This window comes from Pseudoalteromonas sp. 2CM39R, assembly GCF_023161845.1.
In genome coordinates this window covers 106,313-131,265 of the sequence record NZ_JALNTM010000014.1, presented here as the reverse complement: position 1 = coordinate 131,265, position 24,953 = coordinate 106,313, and the positions used below count along the sequence as shown (strand labels likewise).

Sequence of the window (24,953 nt, the reverse complement as noted above, 5' to 3'; positions counted from 1 at the left end):
GTTGCACTTTTGTGTTCAGCTTGTTTATTTTTTTATTTTTTGCAATAAAAAGCCCGAGTTGTAAATAGCTCGGGCTTGTTGGTTGGGATAACAAATTTATTAGTGAGAAGGGGTGGTTTTATCTTCCATTATGGTATTACTCAGTTTCGTATCCGAAGTCGACTCTTTACCTCGGAATTTACGTATCACTCGTTTCAAATCTTCAAGCGCAACGTACTGACACGGTATAAGAATAAGCGTAATTACTGTGGCAAACAGCACACCAAAGGCGAGTGATACGGCCATAGGTATTACAATTTTTGCTTGTAAACTGGTTTCCATAATAATGGGCATTACGCCAATAAAAGTAGTAACAGAGGTTAGTAATATCGCTCTAAAGCGACGCGCTCCGGCTTGCATTACCGCTTCTTTTATTGCCACACCTTCTGCACGGGCTTTGTTTACAAAATCCACCATAACAAGTGAATCATTAACCACTATACCGGCTACAGCGATAATGCCGAACATTGATAATCCGCTCATGGTCATACCTAAAGCCATATGACCGAACATAGCACCCACAACACCAAATGGGATCACCGACATAATAATCAGTGGCTGAGAATATGAGCGAAGCGGGATGGCCAGTAGCGCAAAAATAATCATTAATGAGATTGCAAAATCACGTAGTTGTTCATTCGCACTTTCCATCTCTTCTTGAATACGCCCAGCCACATTACTTTTTACACCAGGGTAGTTTTTAAGAAGTGCAGGTAAGTAAACATCACGAATTTCTTGTGCAATGGCAAATGGCTCTACTTCGTCGCTATTGACCGCAGCCCATACATTAACAGTACGATTTGAGTTTTCACGTCTGATACTGCTTACGCCGTCAACTAGCTTGACTATAGCTATTTCACTCAAAGAAACTTCAGCGCCCGCAGGAGTGATAATACGCGTATCTTGAATGTTGCTAATAGAGTTGCGCTCGCTTTGCGGGTAGCGAATCATTACTTTGATTTCTTCACCTTCACGTAAAATACGCTGTGCTTCAAGGCCGTAATAACTAAAACTAACTTGAGAAGCCACATCAGCAAGGGTTAAGCCCATACTGTAAGCAAGTGGTTTTAAATCAAGTTGTACTTCGTCGGTGGCACTTTGCAGTGAGTCATTTACATCACCCACGCCTTCCATACTTTGTAACTTAGCTTTTAGTTTGCTAGATACTTCTTTTAACTCGTCGGCATTTTTTCCTTCGAGTCTAAAGCTAACGTCGCCATCATCACGACCACCACCAAAAATACTATCTTGAATAGTGAGTGTTTTAAGCCCCGGTAGCGGTGGCATTTTTTCACGCCACATAGTGCTTAGCTCAAAGGTATCGATTGGGCGTAAGTGAGGCTCTACTAAAATGGCCATAATACTCGCATTAGTACGACCACGCAGACTAACAGACAAGTCACGGATCATAGATTGGCCATACTGCTGCTCTAGTTCTTTGTCGACGCTCAGTAATACATTTTCTATTTTACGCGCTGTTTCAAGCGTGGCTTGCTCAGAAGAGGCAAGGTTCATTTCTAGCGATATACGCGGAAAATCATGCGGAATTTTAGGGTTTGGTACAAATTTAACCATTCCACCGGCAAAGAGTCCTGCACTGATAATTAAAATACATAAAAAGCCAATAATCACGGTATAGCGATAATGGATACAACGACCGATAAATGGAGTGTAATAATGTTCAACAAAATGCTTTAAGCCACTATCAACTGCATTACGTAATTTATGTAATGGGTTTTTAGGATTAGGCTTACGCGGGTTCATTGCTGCGATGTGTGCAGGTAAAATTAGTTTTGATTCAATCAGTGAAAAAATTAAGCATAAAATAATCACTACACCAATTGCTTTCGAAAACGCAGCGCTCGGCCCTGAAGCCATTGCTTGAGGTAAAAATGCAGCAATAGTGGTAAGTACACCAAAGGTCGCTGGCATGGCAACACGTTTTACACCACGAATAACGTTGTTAAGTGAGTGCCCATGTTTTTCAATTTCAGCACTGGCCGACTCACCTACAACAATGGCATCATCAACCACAATCCCCAAAACAATAATAAAGGCAAACAAAGACACCATATTAATAGTAATGTCCAAAAAGCCGATAGGCATAAATAAGAATGCCCCTAAGAAAGACACTGGGAGGCCCATCATTACCCAAAACGCTAACCTAAGTGGTAAAAACAGCGCTAATACCAGCATAACTAAAATACCGCCCCACACCATATTGTCGACCATCATGTCGAGGCGACCTTCAAGGTAGTAGGTTAAATCAACGATGGGTGATAACTTAACGCCTGCAGGAAGTTGATCGGCTTTGTCTGCTAGGTACTTTTTAAGGACTTTAGCAACAACGGTAATGTCTTGATCTTTTGAGGCATCAATTTCAAACGACAGTGAATTTTTGCCATTGTATTTAGAATATAGCAAGCCTTCTTCAAAGCCATCATTAATGGTGGCTACATCGCCTAATTTAATTTGAGCACCGTCTGGTAATGTAATTAGCGGTAACTTTTCAAATTCACCGCCACGATAGGCTTGCTTTTCGACACGCATCGAAATGTAGCCAGTATCAGAGCGAATTTGCCCCGCCGACATATTAGTAGAAAAGCTTTGTACCGCATTAGATACATCTCTAAACGTGAGTCCGTATTCGCGAAGTTTATCAGGGCTAATTTCAATACCAATTTCGTAGTCTAAGCCACTGTAAAAATCAACTAGGTTTACATGAGGAAGGTTTTGCAATTCATCTTTAATATCATTGCCAAGTTCTTTTAACTGGTAATAACTCATATCACCATAAAGCGCGAGTATCATTACTTCTTGTTGAAATTTTTCACGCTGAACAACAGGGCGTTCCATACCTGCAGGAAACGTATTAATTGAATCTACTTGCGCTTTTATTTCATCTAGCGCTTCTTTGGCGTCATATTTTTCTTCAATCTCAACCCAGGCTTGTGCATAGCCTCGATTAGAGTAAGTGATTAGACGTTTAATACCTTCGGTACCTTCAAGGTTTTCTTCAATTTTTATAGTAATGCCTTCTTCCACTTCTTGTGGTGCGGCACCAGGATAAATAGCTTGTATACTTACCCAGTTACTCTCAAATTGAGGGAATGCTTGCTTACGAATTGTCAGCGCGGTTAATAACCCACCAATCAAGACAAAAATCATGATTAGGTTAGCTGCAACGGGGTTACGCGCAAACCACGCAATTAACCCTTTTTCATCAGTTGTGGTCATCGTTTACTCTCCCTTTAATGCAAGTTGAGTAACGTCTGGTTTGGTCACAGTGTCTTCAATTTTTACTGCCATTCCTTCGGTAGGGTATTCTAGAGCAGAAGTTATCAGTTGCTCTCCCTCTGCTAAGCCTTGATTTGCGATGACCATGCCATCTTGTTCGCGAATAATATTGAGTGTTTTAAATGATAGAGTTAAATCATCGTTTAATACTGCAATTTTATTATTTTTAACCAGATGATGAGGAACAACAATAGCGCCATTAACGGCGCGGCCTTCAATTGTAGCGTTAATGTATGAGCCAAAACGAAGTGGCTGAACCCCTTCATACGGGGTTTGAAGCTGAGCAACCAAATAGCTCATACGGCTTTTCTGATCAATCACACCTTCACTTCGTACCACTTTAGCCTGCCATGTGGTTTCTTTCCCTGCATATTGCGCATTAAATTCAACTGTTGCACCTATGCCACTATTATTAAGGTATTGCAGCTCTTTATCGGCAACAGGTAAACGCACCTCGGCGACCTCAGTTGAACTAAGAGAGCCAAAGCTATTACCAGGATTAACTACCGAGCCTAAACTAATGCTGCGCTCGTTTATAATCGCATCGTAGGGAGCTTTAATATATGTGCGTTCTAAATTACGTTTAGCACGTTTTACACTTGCTTGTGCTGAGCGATATCGCGCCATTTTTTCAGCTAATTGCGGTTTACGTAAATACAGTGCTGATGCGGTGATATCACTTGAGTCTGCCTTAATGCGTTCCCATTCGGCTTTAGCAACATGCGCTTGTGCGCGTTCAATCTCAAGCGCTGAACTTGCTTGAGCAAGGCCTGCTTCTGCTTCAATTAAATCAGCTTCGTAATCATTTGGATCAATTCGTGCTAAAATGTCGCCTTGCTTTACAAAGGCACCTTCAACAAATTGTCCTGCAACTGAAATAACTTGGCCACTCACCTGAGCAATCAATTCGGTGCGGTCTTTTGGTTGTACAATACCGTACGACTTTACATCGAGGGTAATTGCATCAAGGTGAATTGGTTTTGCTGCAACCAAAGGACGCATGTCTTGGGGGGGCTTTTCTTCAGGTGGCTTTTTCATTGCAGAAAAGCCTGCTGCGAGGCCAATGCCACCAACAAGGACCGCGATCGGAAGTATTATTTGTTTTTTAGTCGCCACAGGGCATTCCTTCATAAATTGTGCTGATGGACTAATGATACGCAATAAAATGTTTACAGTGTATTTGAAGATGTAACAAGTCATTGCACAAGGCGGTTACAAATAGAACGAAATACGCTATTTATGTACAAAGCAGCAACAAAAAAATTGAAATTTATTACTGAGGTTAGAATGAAAACACAATCAATGGCGTGCCGTTTAGGCTGTGGAGCATGTTGTATTGCGCCGAGTATTAGCTCGCCAATTCCAGGTATGCCAAACGGTAAAAAGGCCGGAGAACGTTGCATTCAGCTGGATGAACGAAATTTATGTAAGCTATTTGGTGATGAGTCGCGCCCAAAAGTGTGCAGTGACTTTAGTGCCACGTTAGATGTATGCGGGACGACTAATGAACAAGCATTAACATTAATTACTGAATTAGAGCAATTAACCTAATTTATTGTATTAAATACACATATATTTACAATTAATACGCTTGAAAAGTGTTGATAACCTGAACTCCGGATAATAAATCCATCTCAAGCAGCTATTTTCAGCGCTAACTGCGTTGAATTTACTTGCAATAGGCTAGCTATTGACGCGTAATTTCGCCTTGTTTTCACTAAAAATCTCTAGCTTGAGAAAATAAACATAAATATCATTTTGATTCAATATGTTAGTAAATCTCTTAACCAGAGTTCAGGTTAGATACTTACTTTGTGTTTCTAAAAGTAGTACTGAGAGAGTGCAATTAAGTATCTACTAAGCATTGTCGCTAGTGTTACCTCATTTACTTCTCATTCACTTCTCTTTGCTCATACTATTTCAATTATGCATGTACACAGAGGAGGGGATTCTGCGCTTTTAGAATAGTTAGGGAGGGCTGAGAAATGAGGTTTCTGATTCAGCTTTCTACTAGTCTGTTTCTTATTTTAATTAAAAAAACAAGCTCAGCGTGGAGTAAGCCCTCGCTGAGCGATAAAGTTACCAGCTATACGTGGCACTTAGTGTATATTGCTCGCCACGACCTGGCGTACCTGGAATTTCTTCAAACGACTCATCCCATAAGTTATCAGCCGCAAGACTAATAAAGAAGTTAGGCACAGCTGGTGGAGTTATTTTTAACGTCAGCTGAGTAAATAACGCCTCGTCACCTGAACGGCGTAGCGCATTTCTATGCTGTTTACGCCATTCATTATCTACTCGAAATTCTAATACATTCGTCGGGTTCCAAATCGCACCGAGTGTTACACGATGATCAGGAAAGTTTAAGGCATAAAAGCTAGCATCAATATTTTCAGCGCCGTAGGTTTCTGTTTTATGTAAGTACGCATAGCTGGCAATAATTTCTGCGTTATCAAATTGCTTAGTGGCTAAAAATTCAAGGCCTGTGGTATCAATATCAACCGGCTGTGCAAATCGTGCTGAGCTTGAATCAAAGTTAAATGTCCAATCGGTTAGGTTGTTATCTTTACGATAAAAAAGCGCTGAATTAAGTTGCCAGCTTTGTTGCTCAAGCAATAAGCCCAGCTCTAAACTTTTGGTGGTTTCACGCTCAAGGTTAGCGTTACTTCTAAACAAACCACCTGACTCACTGCCACCAATGGCGGTGTAGCCTGCTACTTGGCTTGCTTCGGCATACGACAAGTACAGCGTACGCTCAGTGCCATCGTTATTTTGGGTATTGAAACTAACATCACCAATCAATGATAGCTCAGAGTCATCACGACTAGTGTTATCAAACGCAGCCCCTAAACGCACGGTTAGTTGCTGGTTGCTTGCTAGTGTTGTTGTGTATTCAGGCAATACACTAAGCTTAAAGTAGTTACGTGAAGTAAAGTTATTTTCAAGGGTGGTGGAGTCAATACTGTCTTCTATATATTGCGCCGAGTAATTAACCGCAACTGACTTTGTTTGCTCATGACGACCCGAAACAGCCAATGATTTTACTTGTGTTTCATGAAATGCTTGGAACGCGCTTGGGTTTTCTCTTGAATAAACATAATGGTCGTTATGCTTGCGGTAATAAGCCGATACTTCAAATTCACTGTTGGTAGCATAGGCTTGTTTATGGTTAAGCATCCATAATTGAGTTTCTAAGTCTTCGGTTTCATTGACACCAAATGGGGTATAAAGGTTTGGCCAACCAAAAAACTTTTCTTGTAAGCCGTAAAATAAATCAGTTTGTGAATCGCTCCCAGTTAACTGCACTCTGCCAGAAGTACGGGTAAAGTCATGATCGCCAAAATCAATTGAACCATCACTTTGTGAGTGCGAATATTCACCTTCAAAACCAATACGCCAATTAGCGTTTGCTTCAAGTGGAGTACTGACACCTGCATGAATTGTTTGTAAGTTAAAGTCATTTGAGCCTGCGCCCAAAGAGACACTGCCACCGGTTGTTATTGGTTTCCAAGCAAACGACACAGTACCTACGGAGCTATTCATGCCATAAAGTGCATTATCGGCTCCGGTTAATACGCTGGCACCCGTTAGCATTTGTGGTGCAATAGGAATTTCTGCAAAGTAGTGACCAGACTGCGGGTCGAGTAGAGTTGCACTGCCGACTCTAAAGCCGGTATTTTCAAAAATACCACCGCGTATCGTTACATCAGCTTGTGCTTCAGCCATATTGCGTGATTGCAAGTCAACACGCGGGTCGTACTCTAAATTTGAAATAGGTGAATCAAATGTACCAACGGGTAAGGTATTGGCAGTGGGTGACGCCTCAATTGTTATTTGTTCTATGGTTGCTGTTTCTTTACTCTGTTCTGCATAAGCAACAGTCGAAATACTGGCTAGTACAGCCGGTATAATAAGGTGCGGGGCACGATTCATATCATTATTCTCATTTTATGCAATGGCGCTAACAATTAAATACCTATCACTTTTTATCACATGATAAGGTAAGCTCACTAAGCTAGGGTGATTTTGGGCGCTATTGTACATTAATGATAAAAAACTGCATTTGATAATCAAACCTAGCGTTACAAAATAGTAACTCTGCATCCCATAAATTATTTACATTGGTCACTTTATTATGCAAACACAACAATCGAGTCATTCATTAAATCAGCACACACTTTATTTTGCTGGTGGTTGTTTATGGGGCGTGCAAGAGTTTATGAGGTATTTACCTGGAGTAGTGACTACTGAGGCGGGGCGTGCCAACGGCACGAGTAACACAACACAAGGTGAATACGATGGCTATGCCGAATGCGTTAAAGTAACCTTTGATGCCCAAGATGTAACATTAAATGAATTAATTGGCTATTTTTTTGAGATTATTGACCCATACAGTATCAATAAACAAGGTGACGATGTAGGCGAAAAATACCGTACCGCCATTTTTAGCCAAGAAAGTGATCATTTAAACATCGCCAGAGACTATATTAGCCAGCGTGATGATGCTGAAAAAATAGCGGTACAAGTAGCGCCACTGACTAATTATGTCCCTAGCGATCCCGACCATCAAGACCGTTTAACCAATCACCCTAATGATTATTGCCATATCCCAATTGATTTATTGCACAAGTATAAATAACAACTTCATTGGGGCGTATTTAAATAAAAAGTGCTGGTAACTAATGAAACTAATTTTTGCCTCGTTTGTACTTTTTTTTATTTTTATCAGGCTTTTTCTTTTTTCGCGGGAACATATCTCTAAAAAGATAGGGCACAGCTAAAAAAGTAGATCCCAGTTCCTAAGTAAAGAAAAAGGTAAAATAGATAAGTAAATGGCGACGCTGAAAAGAAATAAACGTCAGATTCGACCCGGTAATCTGTTGGGGTCAGAATATAGCCATCGTGTATAAATTTTATCGCAAATAAAATAGATAAAAGGCCTAAAGCCCAAAAGACTAAAGAGAATGCGATTTGGTTCAACAGCATTCTAATATTACTAATATTAGCGTGTTTTATTTTTTGCTTCTTTTTTGTTTTTTGATTATTTGACCGTTTCATGCTGACCAAAAAAAGTAATAATGATTGCCATTAGTATACCTACCAAGCCAATGCTTGAAAAAACCAGACTGTATTCACTCTTAATATTGAAGATATTTAATAGGCTGGTTATTAACAATAAAAAAATGCCAATAATTTTTATAATCGTGAGTGTTTTATTCAAACAAAACCATGTTTGACAAGAAGGGCATTGTTTTTCAATAAAAATACTATTTTTGTTAATATTTTTTATATCTTTAGCTGCAAAATTACTTTTACAATTTGGGCACGTTTCTTTCATTTTAATCCTTTAATTTATCTCACAACTTTAAACACAACGTTTACTAAACGTCTTATTGATTAAGCTTTATCCTTGTAACATGATTACTATAGCATTGAGCTATCACCTTGTTAATGTGTAACTTATTACTTTATAGGTAAACAGTCTTTAAGCCATAAAAAAGCCCGCAAACATGCGGGCTTTTAAATATCAATTAAAGTTTATTGCTGCGCTTTAGGCGGAAAGTTACTTAAAATATTGGCAACCGTTTCCTTAATAGCGGCTTCACGTTGTGATGGGGTTTGTTTTTTCTTTAAACGACCATCTTTAGCACCACGCCAAATTAATTGGTTTGACTCACGATCAATAATATCGATAACTAATGTGCCTACTTCATATTCGCGTGCGCTTATATCGTGGTTAAAGCCAGTGCCCCAGTAACCCCAACGTGCACCGTAGCCAACGTTAAAGCTATCAACTTCAAGCTCTTTATCTACACTTGCATGGTAGTTAACAAGTACATCAGCTTGCGCTACGTCAACCAATTGCATACCTAATTGTTGGCTTAGTTGGTTGTTTACCGCATTGCGAACGCGTTTTTCCATAAGCCCACTGATTTGGTAGTTATTCGTGTCTTTGGTTAGACTCGCGTTTTCTACCCAAGCAAACGTTTTGTAGTTACTAAAGTTTGCTGATTTATCGTAATCCCAATCGGGCGTTTGTGTACAGGCGGTTAGTAATGCCAGTGCTGCGACAATAAATATGTGTTTCATTCCGTTTGCTCCAATAAAGTGCGATTGTTTAAACTACCATGGGCGAGGTTAATTTAAAATCTTTAAAATAAGTGTAACTGGCTAAGATGAATAGCCAATTAATTCTTAGTCTAGCTGAGGAGCTTTATGTTCAACCTCAATCCAATCTTTTTCATCTACCCAGTTTTGTGCACCGTCTTTTACTGAACGAATTGGCACAATATAATCACAACTTATTTGCGGTTTAACCGAGGCAAATATTGGCACAAAGCCAAAGCTCAGGGCAGTTTCTATAATTGCCTTTTGGTTTTGCGGGTCGATATCAGCCGCTTCATCTATATAAATAGGTATACGGTATAAGTTTTGTTCCTGATCGCTTAATAAATAACGAATAAACAACATGCCACATAATAGTTTAATGGTGATACGCGTACCATTTGAGCCAGCCGAGTCTATCTTTTCAAAGTGCTCGGTTTCACCTGCACGGTTAACCACTTCAAAACGAATATCAAACAAATCGGTGAGGGTCAGACCTGCTTTGTCTGAGGCGAGTTTAATTAAATGATCTTTTGCCTCGTTTACCGCGCTCTCGCTGTAAGGTTCTTGGCTGAGTAAATCTAGGGTATCGCCTTGTTCAAATTGGTTAGAGGTACTGATAATAGTATCAATACTATCTACCAACATTTTGCGCGGGATAATATTAATTTTAAACGCTTGCAGGTTTGAGATGCGGTGCTGGCTAATGCCTTTATTAAAGCTATTCATTTCACGGCGTAAGCGGTCTAAATCTTCGCGCAGGCCTTTAATTGTAGCGGCCACTTCAGTGAGGGCAACGCGACCTTGTCGCTCAACTGCATCGCGCTCGTTATCAATGTTATGAAACGCGCTAATAAGCTTTTGATATTTACTAAACTCATCGTTTTCGTTATCAAACTTAGTGATACCGGCATTATAAATATGCATATAAGTATTACGTACATTTATATCGAAGTTCCGTAGCTCTTGGCAGTCCTTATTAAAGTGGTGAATTAAATCGCTTAAATTATCAAAATCGATTTTTATATCAATCATATAAGGCGTTACTTTACCACTGTATAAATCTAATGTGTGGTCAATACGCTCGGTTTTAACTTGGCGTAAGCGCTCTGTTTGACGATTAATTTGTGCCTGCTTAGATTTAATTAGTGAGCGTCTATCAGCAATTGAGCCACTGTTTTTTTGAATATCTTGTAGGTAATCGTCAACTTGTTCGCGCTCGGCTAAAAGCTGCTCTTTTAGCATTGCTTGGGCGTCAACCGACTGTTGCATCACTTCAAATTGCTCTAAGCGTTTAAGTGCGCTTTCTGCACTCATAAGCTCATCGTATAGCGCGTCTTTTTCTTTTTGCTTATCTGCAACATTGGCGGCCACTTCGCGTTGTTGTTTAAACTCTTTTAATGATTGCTCAAGCGCGGTTAACTGAGCGCTCAGTTGCTCTTTGTTTTCGCCGCTTTGCATTTGTACTGGTGAGAGCTTTTTAAGTTTAATACTGGCACCGGGTAGGGTGAGTACACCGCCTTTAACATTTTCGCTCAGCTGTGCTAAAAATTCACCAAAGGCGTCTTCGTCATCAATGGTTATATCGCCATTACTGGTGGTGGCAAAGGAGAGAAGATCGGGGTTTAATAGCCGCGATATTTCTTCTACCTCTTTCAGTGATAAGTCTTCACGCATACGAGTGAATAAATTAAATTCTAAGTTTTTAAGTTGTAACTTTAAGCTCTTAATTTGTTTTTGTGTTTCACCAATACGGTAATCAAGGGTGTGTAGGCTTTGCCCTTGAGCACTCGTAATAGAGTGTGACAACGACTCGTAGTCATTTTTTAACTGCGTTAGATTGGTTTTGAGAGTGGCTTTATTAACCAGCTCAAATTCACTTTTAAGGGCGTTGAAATCTAAAAACCATTGTTCAATTTGAGTTTGCTTGCGCTCTATATCGCGCGATTGTTGCACGTATAGCCCTTGCTTTTGTTCAAACTCGTGTTTTTCGTGCTCAATATCTTCAAGAGCGATGTTGAGCTCGCTTAGTTGCTCTTCTTGGTAAGCATCAAAATCAATCAGTGCTTGGTCAATTTTTGGTGCATAAGCGGCCAGTTTACCTTTAAGAACGGTTTGGTTTTCGAGCATAGATTCAAGGGCGGCTATGGGCTCTTGCATTGATTCTAGCGCTTTTAATTCACGTTTTGCGCGGTTTACTTTATCAAACGAACGGCGCCAAACCTCGTAAAAGTCGACCTTAGAATTTGACATATGTCGTTCAAACACACGCAACATAAAACGCTTAACGTCGTTTGCGCCTAATTTATGTAAATTAAGAATACGACGAAATATTTCTTTGTATATTGCAGAGTCTTGAACGTTGTTGAGGGGGATCATTTTTAAATTGATCTCACCGTCAAATTGCGTCGCTCCGCCTGTCAGTAGGGCGTTTAACTCTTGTGCTTTAAGCTCTATTGGGTTGTAACCTTGCTGCTTTAAGTGATTAAACAGCTTGGTAAACTTAATAATGGTATTGCCTTGGGTGTACTGGGCTAAATCAAGCTTACCTTGATAGCAAAAGTATTGGTGTGCATAACCGGCAATTTTACCTAAGCCGGCTACGCCAATGACGACTGAGCCATGGGGCAAATCGGCTTGCAATAAAATGTACGATTGATCTGATGAAAAATAAAACTTACGGGTTTCATCTAAATCGTGGCCATCCCACTCGGTTAGGCGTAAATCGTTAATTAGCGGAAATTGCAGTGCATTAATTACTGAGCTTTTACCTGTGTTGTTAGGGGCACAAATCGAGCTACTTTTATCCAGTGGGATCACACATTTTGCATAGCCTGCGGTATTTAGTAGGGCGAGTTTACTCAGTCCGTATAAATTTTTCATTGCTCGTCCTCACTAATAAAGGTCTCTTCGTTTACTTCCATTAAGGCATCAATATAGCGGTGAATAGGGGCTTGCAACATAAAGCCACCTTCTACCTCGCGGGCAAGGCCTAAACGTACCATGCGTAAATACACATCTTTGCGTAAGTCAGAACCCGAGAATATCTCAAGCTGATCAAATAAATGTTTATTAAGTTGCACCAAGGTTTGCATGAGCTCTAAATCGTTTGGCTCGTCAAATAATGCGCGCATTGGGTCTTTACCTGTATTGGCAAAATGCTCTATTAAAATGTAAATAGTGAGCGCTACAGCGCGGGAAATCTTACCCATGTTTGGGGTGCTTTCATCGCTGGCAAAATAATAAAAACCACGGCTATCGTGTTTTAACTCGTGGCCTAGTGCTGTAAATAAGGCAGTATAAGCGTCTATTTGTTGGTCAAGCTCTTGCCACATTACGGTGTCTTGTTCGCAAATGTGGTAACCGGCGACTAATTTTTTATTAATGGCTTGTAAGTGAGAAAGCTCATCTAAGTTTATATGGGTCATGGTGATTACTCGTGCTCGGCTTTATCAGCCTGAGGCTCTGAATTAAAGGGATATAAATTAAAGTGCTGGCCTGCAATGTTAACGCGAGCTTTTTTATCGCTTTGGCTAATTTCTAGGGTGTTATCGCTTACCAACTTTTGATACAAAAACAACATTTCATCGGCTTCAAGTTCAGGGTAGCTTTCGTCTAAAAATTGCAGCAAAGGCTGTGGTTTTTTACGCTGCTTTTTAAAGCGTTTGGTAAATTGCGCTTTTACATCGTGATAGTCAGGAATGTTTGGCGTGACAAACGCGGGCACATCATTTTGTTCTGGTAGCTGATATTCGTGGTGTTCAAACTCAGCTAAGCTTGCCATATAGGCAACAATATGACGCTGTTGACCCAATGAATACTTTTGCGCATCGCTTACAAAATGGGGTTGCACGGCGCTGAGCATATTATCCACCCCGTTTTTACGAATTAGCCCTAATACTTTTGCCGCTTGGCGGGTAATAAGGTTATTACGGCGCAACTCTTCACGCAGTGGCATTAGCATGTCGGCACTTTTACGTAAGCTTGTCCGGCCAACTAGATGCATTTCGAGAATACGAGTACGTAATTGCTCAAGCATACGTTTATCACTGTACGCCTTGCCTGAGCGTTCAATATGTTCTATTTGGGTGCTAATTTGTTGCTCAATTAGAGTAAAACAGGCATGAAAGTCGCCTCTAATATCCACCATTTCTAGCATGGGTTCTATATATTCATCAAACGCTTCTATGACGGCTTTGTAGCGCTTTTGCAGCGATTGCACCGCGTTATTTGATTTGGCTTGCTCAACAATATTTAAAATGGCGTTTTCGTTATGTAAAAACAGCTTAATTATTTTACGAACCCGATCATCCATAATGCGGCTAAAGCGACGTAAATCATCAAAATCTTCCATTTCACCGGCATTAGATAGCCGGTTACCTAAGCGAGCTAAATCATCAACCAATACACTAATTTCTTGTGCTAAGCCTAAATGTTCTTCTTGAAGTAAAAAGGTAGCAAAGTCCGCAATGGCACGGTTAATTTCTAGTTGTGACGATTTAGCCAATGGAATAATGATTTCTTGATTTAATAACCGATTGGTTTCTTTATAAATACGCTCATTATTCCACGTCGGTTGCTTTTGTTTTATGGCATTTTGTAAATCTTTAATACTAAAGTCGGCCATTTTAAAGCGTTTAAATAATAGCTCTAATACACCCCAATGCTCAGTGAGGGTATTAAGTAGCTTTTTAGCTGGGATCATAAGGCGTTACAACATCCTAGTATTCGTTATTTTATATTTCTTGAACTTATATGGTATTCGTTTTTGCGACGATTTAATAATAGTTTTTACACTCGCTTAGTGATAGTATCCGCGCCGAATATAGGCACATAGAGTGTGTACCTCTATTTTTTACATGGTTTCAATTTTTACTTAAACCCGAAGGTTGTTTAATATCATGGTTTCCTCGATTATCCTGACGCTGATAGCGATTGCATTCTTGCTTATCGTTATTGAGGATGTGATTCACGTAAACAAAGCCAAAACGACATTATTTTTTGGTACACTTTGTTGGATTATCTCCTTTATTTTTCCTCTTAATGGGCAAAGCCCTGAAACGATTCAAACCCTCCTTGACCACAATATTTTAGAAATTGCTTCCTTATGGCTGTTTTTAATGGCCGCAATGACCTTTGTTGCCTATTTAAACTCCAAAGGACTCATCGAAAATGTTGTGAACCGGATAATGCCAACCAGCATTAGTGAACGAAAGCTAATGTTTTTGGTAGGGTGTTTTGCATTTGTATTTTCATCTATCTCCGACAACGTAACAGCTACACTGATCTCCTTGGCTGTTATAATGTCATTAAAGCTTGAAGCCAAAAAACTAGTTAAGTACGCCACCTTAATTGTATTTGCAGTGAACTCAGGGGGTGTATCACTTATCACAGGTGATGTAACCACACTTATGATTTTCCTTGATGGTAAAGTAACAATTAGCAATTTATTACTGTTAATTGTGCCTGCATTATTAAGCGTATTATTACTGGCTACTTTATTATCAATTGGTATGAACAAGCAGTTAGAGTTTAAAAAGACTAAATTTAAACGCATTGAAAAAACCGACATTACTATCGCTGTTATTTTCTTCACTACCGTTATTTCTACCCTTACTTTAAGTGTTTTATATAGTGTGCCGCCGTTACTTACCTTTTTACTCGGCCTGTCTATTATGTTTTTAGTCGCACAATTTTTAATGCGCAAAAAAGATATCAATAAAGATATGATCGACTTTATACGTGACATAGAGTACGACACCTTACTGTTTTTCGTAGGTGTGTTATTACTTGTTGGCGCATTAAAAGAAGTGGGCGTGCTAAGCCAATTTACAAACCTGTATACAGTGATGGCGCCAGAGTACGCTAACTACTTAATGGGTATTTTATCGGCCGGTGTTGATAACGTGCCACTAACGGCTGCGTTACTAAAAGCCGACATTGTAATGAGTCAACAGCATTGGTTGTCGTTTACGTATGCAACCGGTGTGGGTGGTTCAATGCTGATCATTGGTTCGGCGGCTGGTATTATTGCTATGAGTAAGGTTAAAGAACTTACTTTTGCAAGTTACCTTCGTTTGTCGTTGTATTTGTTAGTGTGTTACACCTTTGGTTATGCTGGCTCTTACTTTATGGGTAGTTTTATTTGATTTTATAATAAAACGACTTGACAGCTACACGTCTAAACGATAACTTTCAAAGCCGCACTCTTAGTGCGGTTTTGTTTTATTAGCCACAGGTTAATAATACATTCAGAAGAGGTGCGATACTTAGGTACTTAATGTGAGGCAACGACAGCCTGCGACCATTAAGGAGGGAAGTACTCGCCGAGGAAAATAATGGGTCGTTACCATTGTTTTTCGGTTTATGGGGCTGAATCCTCAAAACTGTCACCAATTTAGGTGGAGAGCTTCTGGCAGTAGATTTTTCTTATCTTTATTTCCTGCCAAGTTCTTCTTGTTTTATTGCGGTTTGGATGCCGCGAAAGGAGACGAAATGACTACCCAATCAGTGCCACAAAGTTCACAGTGCACAAAATCAGATTACATTGTTGCCAAATTTGGCGGCACTAGCGTTGCTAACTTTGAGGCGATGAGCCGTTGTAGCGAAATCATTGTAAACGATAACAGCGTTCGAATTGTTGCAGTGAGCGCCAGCGCCGGTGTAACTAATCACTTGGTGGCACTTTGTAAAGCCGATATTGATGCCGCTGAACGTCAACAGCATGTTGACGGTGTACTTGCTATTCAGCAGGCAATTTTAACTGATCTGACCCTAGATGATGATTTAGCGCTTGGTTTTAATAACACTCTCGATGAATTTCAAACACTAGCACATCAAATACTGACAACAGAGCAACAACACGATGAGCTACTTAGCTTTGGCGAGCGTTTATCGTCGTATTTATTTACTCAAGTATTGCGCTTAAAGGGCTTAAATTCGCAGCGTTTTGATGTTCGCCAGGTGCTTAAAACCGATAGCCAATTTGGTAAAGCCACGCCTAATGTAGCCGCCACAGCGCTTGCAGCTAAAGAGCATTTAATTCCTTTACTAGAGAACAATGTAATTGTTACTCAGGGCTTTATTGGCAGCGATGAAAACAATGTAACCACCACACTAGGTCGCGGTGGCTCTGATTACAGTGCCGCCTTGTTAGCTGAAGCAATTAACGCTAAGAGTGTGCATATTTGGACCGACGTAGTGGGTATTTTTAGCACCGATCCTCGTTTGTGTGCTAAAGCCACACCTATTGCGCGTTTAAGCTTTGATGAAGCGGCAGAAATGGCCACTTTTGGCGCTAAAGTGCTGCATCCGGCTACAATTTTGCCAGCCAGTCGTAGCCATATAAATGTGTTTGTTGGCTCAAGCACAGAGCCAGAGCGTGGTGGCACCTGGATTGAACGTGAAAAATCGCAGCTACCTGGTATTCGTGCGGTCACGCAACGTAAAAACCAAATATTATTAACCCTTAAAAGCCCAGAAATGCTGTTAGCGAGTGGTTTTTTAGCTCGTATTTTTACTATTTTAAGTGAATGTAATATTTCGGTAGACCTGGTTACTACCTCTGAAATTAGTGTAGCTATTACCCTTGATGATGCGCCTAATGCATCACGCCCAGAGCTAGATCAAGAGTGCTTAGATAAACTTGCTGAGTTTTGCCATGTATCGGTTGAGAACAATTTAACCCTAGTAGCACTTATTGGGTCTGAAATTGTATTGCGTCAGCACGAAATGAATTTAATGCAGGTGTTGAGCGAATTTAACATTCGTCTTATTTGTCATGGTGCGAGTAAACACAACCTGTGCTTTTTAGTTGAGCAAAGTGAGTCTGATGCTGTGGTTCAAGCTATTCATAGCCGACTACTTGAAGGCGAGCTTGCTGCTTAACGCTTTCAATGAGATAAATAAGCACCGCCAGTCGGTGCTTTTTTTTGCCACAACGCTTATATCAAACTGCTCGTTTACATCATTTGTTAATGTGGTGCTGGTTGCACTTAGTTGCCTGTTGCCAAGCTCACAAAATACATTAGGGCTTAATAGCTGGGCAATAGGGCGGCTGGTTGCTTTTGCTAATGCCTCTTTTAATGTCCAAAGTCTGAAAAATGTCGCCGCTTTAGCAGCTGTGCACGGTTGCTTAGTTATAAGTGCCACTTCTGCAGCATCATAAAAGTGCTTTGCGAGTTTTTCAAATGGTCGTTTTAAACTGATTTTTTCAATATCAAAACCAAATAGCGAATTATTAATATTTAGGGCCACGCCTACCAAACCATGAGAGTGTGACACACAGCAACTATAAACCTGGTTGTTATTTATATTTAGCTCAAGCTTACTGGTTTGTTGATTAAATTCAGAGCTGATTTTATCAAGCGTTATATTACTGCTGCTAGGTAATACACTTTTGACTAAATATTTTAGTAACAGCCGCGTTGCTACATATTCTTGCTTTGCTTGGGGCGTTTTACGACGCGCGATGACACTTAATTCAAACGGGCTTAAAAACTGTGTAAGTGTTAGCTCATCAACCTGCAATTGGCTGGCATCAAATAATAAAATGGTGTGGTTATTATTCTCAGCAAGCGGTGTTTGTAATAACTGATTTTCGAAGTAAGCTGAACTCATTATTGCTCGTTAAAAGTGAATACCGATTACATAGTTATCGTCATAAGCTGGATAGTTTGTGAGCGGTTGTTTGCTGTTATGCGCGCTAAGTACATTTTTATTACTCAGTCGCCCTTAAATATGGTTTAATTCACATTCGATAAAATAATAACAGATTTGTAGGTGTATGACACAAGTGCGTGATGGTTTTCAAAGTCGACTTGGTTTTGTATTGGCAGCAGCCGGTGCTGCGGTAGGTTTAGGCAATATATGGGGTTTTCCTACACAGGCTGCTAACCATGGTGGCGGCGCATTTTTATTGGTGTACTTTATTGTTATTTTTTTGCTAGCGCTTCCCGCGTTATACACCGAGCTGTATTTAGGCTACAAAGCCCAAGCTAATCCGGTTAAAGCCTTAGGCCAAGCATGGCAAGACCATGCGCCTAAAGTAGGCGCTGCTGCAGGTTATATAGGCTTAGCTGGCGCAATTGTCATGTTAAGCTTTTATTCAATAGTGGCAGGTTGGATGCTTTCTTACGCCATAGAGCCTATAACCACCTTTTTAGGCTTGCAGAGCTTAAGTGAGTTTTTACATAGCGACTCTATGCTACGTAATTTTATATTTACGCCACTGATGCTTATTTTAACCGCCAGTATTATTTTAAAGGGGGTTAAATCAGGAATTGAAACCTGGTCGCGCCGTTTAATGCCATTATTACTTGTTTTACTCGTTGGCCTAATTGCTTACATTGCTACCTTAGAGGGTGCCAGCCAAGGGTTTGCGGCCTATTTAGTGCCTGACTTTAGTAAAATACTCGACCCCGATTTAATTATTGCTGCAATGGGACAAGCGTTTTTCTCATTATCACTGGGTGTGGGCTGTATGATGATTTATGGCTCTTATTTAAAGCCCGGTGCTAACTTACCAAAATTGACTGCAAGTGTTGCGTTACTCGACACCAGCGTGGCATTTTTAGCTGGACTATTAATTATACCGGCTATATATGTGGCGCAGTTCAATGGCGTTGAAGTATTTAGCAACGGCAAGCTAATTGGTGAAGGGCAGCTTATTTTTGCCATATTACCTGAGTTATTTGGCACCATGGGTGAAATTGGTTTATTGGTTGGCTTACTATTTTTTGTATTGATGTCGATAGCTTCAGTTACATCAACCATTTCATCGACTGAAATTCCTGTGGCTTTTTTAGTAGAAAACCACAGTGTTGATAGAACCAAAGCTACATGGGCCGTTAGCGCCATTGTATTTGTTTGTGCCAGTACTATTATTGTTAATTTTGATTGGCTATTTGGTTTGGTTATTATGGTATTTACCCAATACCAACTCCCGTTGATGGGACTGTTTTATTTTATTACAGTGGGCTGGTTATGGCAGCGTGGTAATAAGCTTCATCAAGCAAGTTCTGGTGCACATTATTGGTTTGCTCAGTACATTCGTTTTGTCTGCCCAGTGCTAATGACCTTAGTATTTGCAAACGTTGCGTTTGGCTAGAATACAACAACAACTCATGTGTTATTGATAACAAAAAAGCGAACACTATATTTTGTTCGCTTTTTTGCTTTTTGTTTAGCCGCGCTATAGCACTTCGTTTGTTAAGCTATTTCCTTGAGTAACCTCAAATGCATTTTGTAAGGTGATATTGGCAATTTCTGTAAGTGCTTCTTGAGTAAAAAAGCCTTGATGGCCGGTGATCAATACATTTTTAAAGCTCACCAAGCGAGAGAAAATATCGTCTTGGTTTATATCGTCACTGTGGTTTTTAAAAAACAGCTCTGATTCTTGCTCGTACACATCAAGCCCTAAATAACCTAGTTTTTGTGATTTAAGTGCCTTAATACAAGCTTTACTATTAACCAATGCACCGCGCGAGGTGTTTATTAGCATAACTCCTGTTTTCATCGCTGCAAATGCGTCATCGTCTATTAAATGATGGGTGTGCTCGTTTAACGGGCAATGCAAAGAAATGATATCGCTTTGTGTAAGCAGGGTATTTAAATTGGTAATTGTATAATTACCAGCTTGTGCATTAGGATCGCATACTAAAATGTGAGCGCCAAAACCGGTTAATATATTACACAATGCTTGGCCAATTTTACCGCAGCCAATAATACCCACCGTTTTATTATGCAAGTTAAAGCCAAGTAAGCCGTTCAAGTCAAAATTGTCTTCACGTACGCGGTTATAAGCTTTATGGGTTTTACGGCTAAGCGTAAGCATAAGTGCAATACAATGCTCTGCGACTGCCTCAGGGCTGTAAGCCGGAACGCGCAGAACACGCATGCCATGCTGTTTAGCAGCGGCTAAATCTACATTATTAAAACCCGCACAGCGCAGTAAAATGGTGTTAACCCCAAATATAGCCAGTTGCTCAATAACCGCTTTATCTACCGAATCGTTTACAAATACGCATACCGCATCAAATTCTTTAGCTAAAACCGCAGTGTGCATCGATAAACTTTGCTCAAAATAGGTAATAGCGATGTTAGAAAAGCCAGTTAAGCTTTGTTCGAAAAAAGGGCGCTCGTATTTTTGAGCACTAAAAAAAGCAATCTTCATTTATTACAATCCAACTAATCTAGTTACATCAACCATAAACCATTTTTATTATACATGCCTTATCACTTTAATATTGCTGTGGTATTAAAGCGACTATTTGCTGTTTTTATAATCGGTGTTGCCTCTAAACTACTTCTAATTACACTATGAAGTGACTCCGGTTTAGTGCGCGGCGCATAACGTGCAATTAGTTGTCCTTGGGCATTAACTAAAAACTTAGTAAAGTTCCACTTTATTGCACGGTTTTGTGCAATTCCACGCGTATGTGATTTTAAATAACTAAACAAGGGGTGCGTATCGGGGCCATTCACCATAACCTTATCAAATACTTCAAAATTAATTGCAAAGTGTTTTTGATAGTAGTCTTTTATTGCCATACCCTCTAATGGTTCGTTTTTATCAAACTGATTACATGGAAAAGCCAGAATAGTAAATCCATCGCTTTTGTATTGTTGGTATAGCTTTTCAAGCGCACATAATTGCGCCGAAAAATGACATTTGCTTGCTGTATTTACAATAAGAACCGTTTTTCCTTTTAACTGGCTCAAAGGAAAATCACTGTTATTACAAAGTGGTGCGTTAAATTGATAAATGCTATCCATAGATTACCTACCTAATTTCCTTATGCGGGAAATTTTAAAAGACTTTCATTCGCTTTTTTAGCGGCCGATTGACATAATCGAGCTTATGTTTCTAAGTTATCAGTTAAATAGGTCATTTTTATGTCAGTTAAAATTGCATTTATAGGTTTAGGCGTAATGGGTTACCCAATGGCAGGGCATCTAGCAAAAGCGGGGCACAGCGTATGTGTTTATAACCGCACAGCAGCTAAAGCACAAAAATGGGTTGAAGATTTTAACGGCAGCTTTGCACCTACTCCGCGTGAGGCAGCAAGCGGTGCCGATATGGTATTTATGTGTGTAGGTAATGACGACGATTTACGTTCAGTAGTATACGGTAATGACGGTGTGCTAGCAGGCATGCACGAAAACACAATTTTAATCGACCACACAACTACCTCAGCAGAAGTGGCACGTGAAGTTGCGACAAAAGCGGCTTTACAGCATATCGACTTTATTGATGCGCCGGTATCGGGCGGTCAAGCTGGCGCTGAAAATGGGGTGTTAACCGTAATGGCGGGTGGTAACGAAGCGGTATTTGCTAAAGCACAACCTATCATGGCGGCATTTAGCCGTTTTAGCCAGTTATTAGGGGAAGCGGGCTCAGGGCAATTATGTAAAATGGTCAACCAAATTTGTATTGCTGGTGTAGTGCAAGGGTTAGCTGAGGGCTTACATTTTGCTAAACAAGCGGGGCTTGATGGCGAAAAAGTAATAGAAACCATTTCTAAAGGCGCTGCTGGTTCGTGGCAAATGGAAAACCGCTACAAAACAATGTGGGCAGGTGAGTACGAATTTGGTTTTGCTGTAGATTGGATGCGCAAAGATTTAGGCATTGCCCTTGATGAAGCTAAAAATAACGGTGCAACACTGCCAATGACCGCCACGGTTGATCAATATTACGCTGATGTACAAGCTCTGGGCGGCGGTCGATACGATACTTCAAGCTTATTAGCACGTATCGAAGCAATGCATAAAAAGTAATGTAATTGGTAAAAGTAAATTATTCACAAAGAGGATAAGAAGCGCTGCGCTTTTAGAGGAAGTGATAAACATAAAAAAGGAATGTTGGTTTTATGTTTTCTCATTTACCTCTCTTGTTGAGATAGTTTTTTGGTTTTTTACCTAGTAACAAAAAACGCGACACTTTTTTGCTAAAGGGTCGCGTTTTTATGCATTATATAAACTACAGTAAATTACATGCTTTGCGCGTAGTTATATAAGGCTTTTAAAATTGTAAGATTTTTTTCGCTGTCATCATGTTCATGCGCTAAGTTTTCAAGGGTGATCATAAAATCTTGTGCGCTGATTGAAGGCTGATCTTCTCCATGCATTAACTTGCTTTGGCAATATTGACGCCATTGATCAAGCTCTTGCTGGTTTAGCGTTTGTGGCCAGTTACGGGCGCGGTATCTAAACAGCAAAGTATTAAATTTAGGATCTTCAAATTCAAGTTTTAAGCTTGCTAAGTCTTCAGGCTTTGCATCACGAATAATCGCAAATTTAGCTTTATCAGCATGGCTAGTAAAGCCATCATATAATAAGTAATCTACGTTCGTGGTCGCGCTGTAATCGCCTTGCTCATTAAATACCTCAGTGACTTTATCACGTAGCTCGGTATTGGCTTTTAAAATGGCTAAATTAGCTAAGCATTGTTCACGGTCAATACCCAAGCGGGCAGCGTTTTCAGGCAGTAGCGTTTTAGCTGGTGCTAAAATAGGGCACTTATTTAAATGCACTAATTTTAAACCTACCGGTAAATCACCCTCCGCTAAATCTATACGTTTGGTGTATAAACGCTTGCGTAATTCTTCTACATTTAAATCAAGTAACACCTGCGGGTTTTGGGTTAAATCAAAACAAATAACTGCGTTTTTATTTACCGGGTGAAAACTCATTGGTGCAACCCAAGTAGTACAGCCTTGGGTAGCAGGAATGCGTGACGAGGTGTGCACTAATGGGGTCATATTAAACACATCAACCATTTCAGCGAGTGCTTTTTTACCGCGAAGACTAAAAAAGAACTGATACAGCTTAGGCTGCTTCTCTTTAATTAGTTTGGCCAAGGCAATGGTGGCCGTTACATCACTTAGTGCGTCGTGCGCAGCGGCATGTTCAATACCATTAGCAACAGTTAAATGCTCAAGCTTAAAGCTAGGGCTGCCATCTTCTTTTAGTGGCCACTCAATGCCCTCTGGGCGCAGTGCATAGCAGGCACGCACTAAATCTATAATATCCCAACGACTGTTATTGTTTTTATATTCACGTTCGTACGGGTCGTAAAAGTTACGATAAAAGCTATATCGGCTTACTTCATCATCAAAGCGAATACTGTTATAACCAGCCACACAGGTATTGGGTACGCTAAATTCTGCATGAATTTTAGCAATAAATTCAGCCTCAACTAAGCCTTTTTGCATCGCCACTTGTGGGGTAATACCGGTAATTAAACACGCTTCAGGATGGGGTAAATAATCCGCTTGTGGCTTACAGTACTCAATAAGCGGCTCGCCAATAATATTTAAATCAAGATCGGTGCGTACACCGGCAAACTGACTCGGCTTATCCTTTTGCGGGCTTGCCCCCCAAGTTTCGTAGTCGTGCCAATAGATTGTTGCTTGATTTTGCTCTTGATAAGCCATTAAAAAACCCTATAAGTTAGCTTGAAACGGTTTATATACCGCCAAGTTACTAAATTTATGAATTATTTAGATTATGGCATAGGGTCACAGAGGTTTATAGGTTTGAATAGGGAAATCTATTAGTCAAAACATGATTTAAGGGTGATTGACGTGATTATTTATTTCTGAGGTTCTGTGATAGAGAATTTATTTATAAACATAGTGCTTAATGTTATAACTTAAGCCAACACTCCATATTCTTTCAACAATATGAAACTAATAATAAAAACGATTCTATTTTGGGTATTAATCACCTCTACCGCTGTGTTTGCTGAGCTTGCTAAAGTTAAAGTAAATGGCTTTGATATTGAATATGAAATGGTGGGTAGTGGCAAACACACTGTTTTACTGGAGGCGGGTGGCTCAGCAGGGCTGAGTGATTGGGATCCCATTTATAACTCGCTTACTAAGTATGCAAAAGTAATTCGCTATTCTCGAATTGGCAATGGCGGCTCAGCGCAAATAAAGAAAAACTATAGCTCAGAGCAGTATGCTACTGAGGCTTTACTATTACTTAAAGCGCTAAAAATTGATGAACCAGTAGTTTATGTGGCGCATTCTTATGGTGCTTATATCGCAAGGGTATTTGCAGCAAGTTACCCCGATAACATTAAAGCATTAATGTTAATTGAACCCGCCTCAGAGCATGATGTTGATATTATGCGTAAGATTGATTTACCGCGCGCTGAAAAAGAGATTGCCGTTATAAAACGTGATGATATGAAAAACGGCATGTCGAATCAGTATTTAGACTTTTGGTCGAAGCGACCTTTGCCCGATTATCCACAAATAGCAGATATTCCCGTGACGGTTGTTGCCTCAGTTAAAAAATATGAAAATCCATCGGTGTTATTTTTTACTGAAAAAGGGCGTGAAATGTGGGGGAAACTGCATTCAAACTGGGCTAATGATTTTCCTCAAGGTGAGATAAAGCTAACGCGTAAAAGTTATCACTATCCACAAAATGATGAGCCAGAAATGGTAGTTAAACAAGTTTTGAAGCTATTATCACGCACTCAATAGCGAGTTCGGATTATG

Annotated in this window: 19 protein-coding genes and 1 riboswitch; of the genes, 7 read left to right on the top strand and 12 right to left on the bottom strand. The window is 40.0% G+C overall.

Translation table 11 applies throughout. The features are described from left to right. Positions 1–99: 99 nt before the first annotated feature. Both MTF66_RS26625 and MTF66_RS26620 read right to left on the bottom strand, forming a co-directional pair. Positions 100–3,276 (bottom strand): efflux RND transporter permease subunit, encoded by a 3,177-nt coding sequence (locus MTF66_RS26625; protein WP_138621259.1) that lies wholly within the window; start codon positions 3,274–3,276, stop codon positions 100–102. A gap of 3 nt (positions 3,277–3,279) precedes the next feature. Further along, a complete protein-coding gene (locus MTF66_RS26620) occupies positions 3,280–4,452 on the bottom strand; it encodes an efflux RND transporter periplasmic adaptor subunit (protein ID WP_138621257.1) in 1,173 nt (390 codons plus the stop codon). Between the two features lie 171 nt (positions 4,453–4,623). On the opposite strand from MTF66_RS26620, the gene MTF66_RS26615 reads away from it, so the two are divergent. Continuing rightward, complete coding sequence (locus tag MTF66_RS26615) at positions 4,624–4,887, top strand: YkgJ family cysteine cluster protein (RefSeq protein WP_041708812.1); 264 nt, start codon at positions 4,624–4,626, stop codon at positions 4,885–4,887. Positions 4,888–5,415: 528 nt separating this feature from the next. On the opposite strand, the gene MTF66_RS26610 is transcribed toward MTF66_RS26615, so the two are convergent. Beyond that, positions 5,416–7,269 carry a TonB-dependent siderophore receptor gene (locus MTF66_RS26610; RefSeq protein ID WP_138621255.1) on the bottom strand — a complete coding sequence of 618 codons (1,854 nt, stop codon included), beginning with the start codon at positions 7,267–7,269 and terminating at the stop codon, positions 5,416–5,418. Positions 7,270–7,471: 202 nt separating this feature from the next. On the opposite strand from MTF66_RS26610, the gene MTF66_RS26605 reads away from it, so the two are divergent. Further along, positions 7,472–7,975 (top strand): peptide-methionine (S)-S-oxide reductase, encoded by a 504-nt coding sequence (locus MTF66_RS26605; RefSeq protein WP_138595112.1) that lies wholly within the window; start codon positions 7,472–7,474, stop codon positions 7,973–7,975. Positions 7,976–8,377: 402 nt separating this feature from the next. Here the strand turns inward: MTF66_RS26605 and MTF66_RS26600 are convergent, their stop codons facing one another. From MTF66_RS26600 to MTF66_RS26580, 5 genes are all read right to left on the bottom strand, one after another. Further along, a complete protein-coding gene (locus MTF66_RS26600; protein ID WP_248529151.1) occupies positions 8,378–8,674 on the bottom strand; it encodes a hypothetical protein in 297 nt (98 codons plus the stop codon). 200 nt (positions 8,675–8,874) lie between these two features. Further along, positions 8,875–9,426, bottom strand: a complete 552-nt coding sequence (locus MTF66_RS26595; protein ID WP_138621251.1) for a DUF4136 domain-containing protein — start codon at positions 9,424–9,426, stop codon at positions 8,875–8,877. Between the two features lie 105 nt (positions 9,427–9,531). Beyond that, positions 9,532–12,324, bottom strand: coding sequence for an ATPase (locus MTF66_RS26590; RefSeq protein WP_138621249.1), 2,793 nt, complete (start codon positions 12,322–12,324; stop codon positions 9,532–9,534). After that, positions 12,321–12,869, bottom strand: coding sequence for a hypothetical protein (locus MTF66_RS26585; RefSeq protein WP_010388659.1), 549 nt, complete (start codon positions 12,867–12,869; stop codon positions 12,321–12,323). The genes MTF66_RS26590 and MTF66_RS26585 overlap by 4 nt, the downstream gene beginning before the upstream one ends. Positions 12,870–12,874: 5 nt before the next feature. Continuing rightward, positions 12,875–14,146: a hypothetical protein gene (locus MTF66_RS26580; RefSeq protein ID WP_131691174.1), complete on the bottom strand. Its 1,272-nt coding sequence runs from the start codon at positions 14,144–14,146 to the stop codon at positions 12,875–12,877. A 196-nt stretch (positions 14,147–14,342) separates the two neighbouring features. Here MTF66_RS26580 and nhaD point away from each other — a divergent pair, with 196 nt between their 5' ends. Then, positions 14,343–15,590 (top strand): sodium:proton antiporter NhaD, encoded by a 1,248-nt coding sequence (nhaD, locus tag MTF66_RS26575; RefSeq protein ID WP_055012618.1) that lies wholly within the window; start codon positions 14,343–14,345, stop codon positions 15,588–15,590. Between the two features lie 98 nt (positions 15,591–15,688). Next, positions 15,689–15,861: riboswitch (Lysine riboswitch) on the top strand. Positions 15,862–15,936: 75 nt separating this feature from the next. After that, the gene (gene lysC / locus MTF66_RS26570) at positions 15,937–17,328 is read left to right on the top strand and encodes a lysine-sensitive aspartokinase 3 (RefSeq protein ID WP_171043245.1); all 1,392 of its coding nucleotides are present in this window, start codon (positions 15,937–15,939) and stop codon (positions 17,326–17,328) included. On the opposite strand, the gene MTF66_RS26565 is transcribed toward lysC, so the two are convergent. After that, on the bottom strand, positions 17,302–18,060 hold the full coding sequence (locus MTF66_RS26565; RefSeq protein ID WP_248529149.1) for a 4'-phosphopantetheinyl transferase superfamily protein: 759 nt from the start codon (positions 18,058–18,060) through the stop codon (positions 17,302–17,304). The genes lysC and MTF66_RS26565 overlap by 27 nt on opposite strands. A 166-nt stretch (positions 18,061–18,226) precedes the next feature. Between MTF66_RS26565 and MTF66_RS26560 the strand changes: the two genes are divergently transcribed. Beyond that, positions 18,227–19,549 carry a sodium-dependent transporter gene (locus MTF66_RS26560; RefSeq protein WP_248529148.1) on the top strand — a complete coding sequence of 441 codons (1,323 nt, stop codon included), beginning with the start codon at positions 18,227–18,229 and terminating at the stop codon, positions 19,547–19,549. A gap of 84 nt (positions 19,550–19,633) precedes the next feature. Here MTF66_RS26560 and MTF66_RS26555 read toward each other — a convergent pair whose 3' ends face one another. Then, positions 19,634–20,614 carry a 2-hydroxyacid dehydrogenase gene (locus MTF66_RS26555; RefSeq protein ID WP_248529146.1) on the bottom strand — a complete coding sequence of 327 codons (981 nt, stop codon included), beginning with the start codon at positions 20,612–20,614 and terminating at the stop codon, positions 19,634–19,636. Positions 20,615–20,676: 62 nt separating this feature from the next. Beyond that, complete coding sequence (locus tag MTF66_RS26550) at positions 20,677–21,216, bottom strand: glutathione peroxidase (protein ID WP_055012614.1); 540 nt, start codon at positions 21,214–21,216, stop codon at positions 20,677–20,679. 120 nt (positions 21,217–21,336) lie between these two features. Here MTF66_RS26550 and MTF66_RS26545 point away from each other — a divergent pair, with 120 nt between their 5' ends. Next, a complete protein-coding gene (locus tag MTF66_RS26545; protein WP_248529144.1) occupies positions 21,337–22,218 on the top strand; it encodes an NAD(P)-dependent oxidoreductase in 882 nt (293 codons plus the stop codon). A gap of 212 nt (positions 22,219–22,430) precedes the next feature. Here MTF66_RS26545 and sbcB read toward each other — a convergent pair whose 3' ends face one another. Further along, entirely contained in the window at positions 22,431–23,876 is a 1,446-nt protein-coding gene (gene sbcB, locus MTF66_RS26540) for an exodeoxyribonuclease I (RefSeq protein ID WP_076918564.1), read from the bottom strand. Positions 23,877–24,125: 249 nt separating this feature from the next. On the opposite strand from sbcB, the gene MTF66_RS26535 reads away from it, so the two are divergent. Beyond that, positions 24,126–24,938, top strand: a complete 813-nt coding sequence (locus MTF66_RS26535) for an alpha/beta fold hydrolase (protein ID WP_248529142.1) — start codon at positions 24,126–24,128, stop codon at positions 24,936–24,938. Positions 24,939–24,953 lie beyond the last annotated feature (15 nt).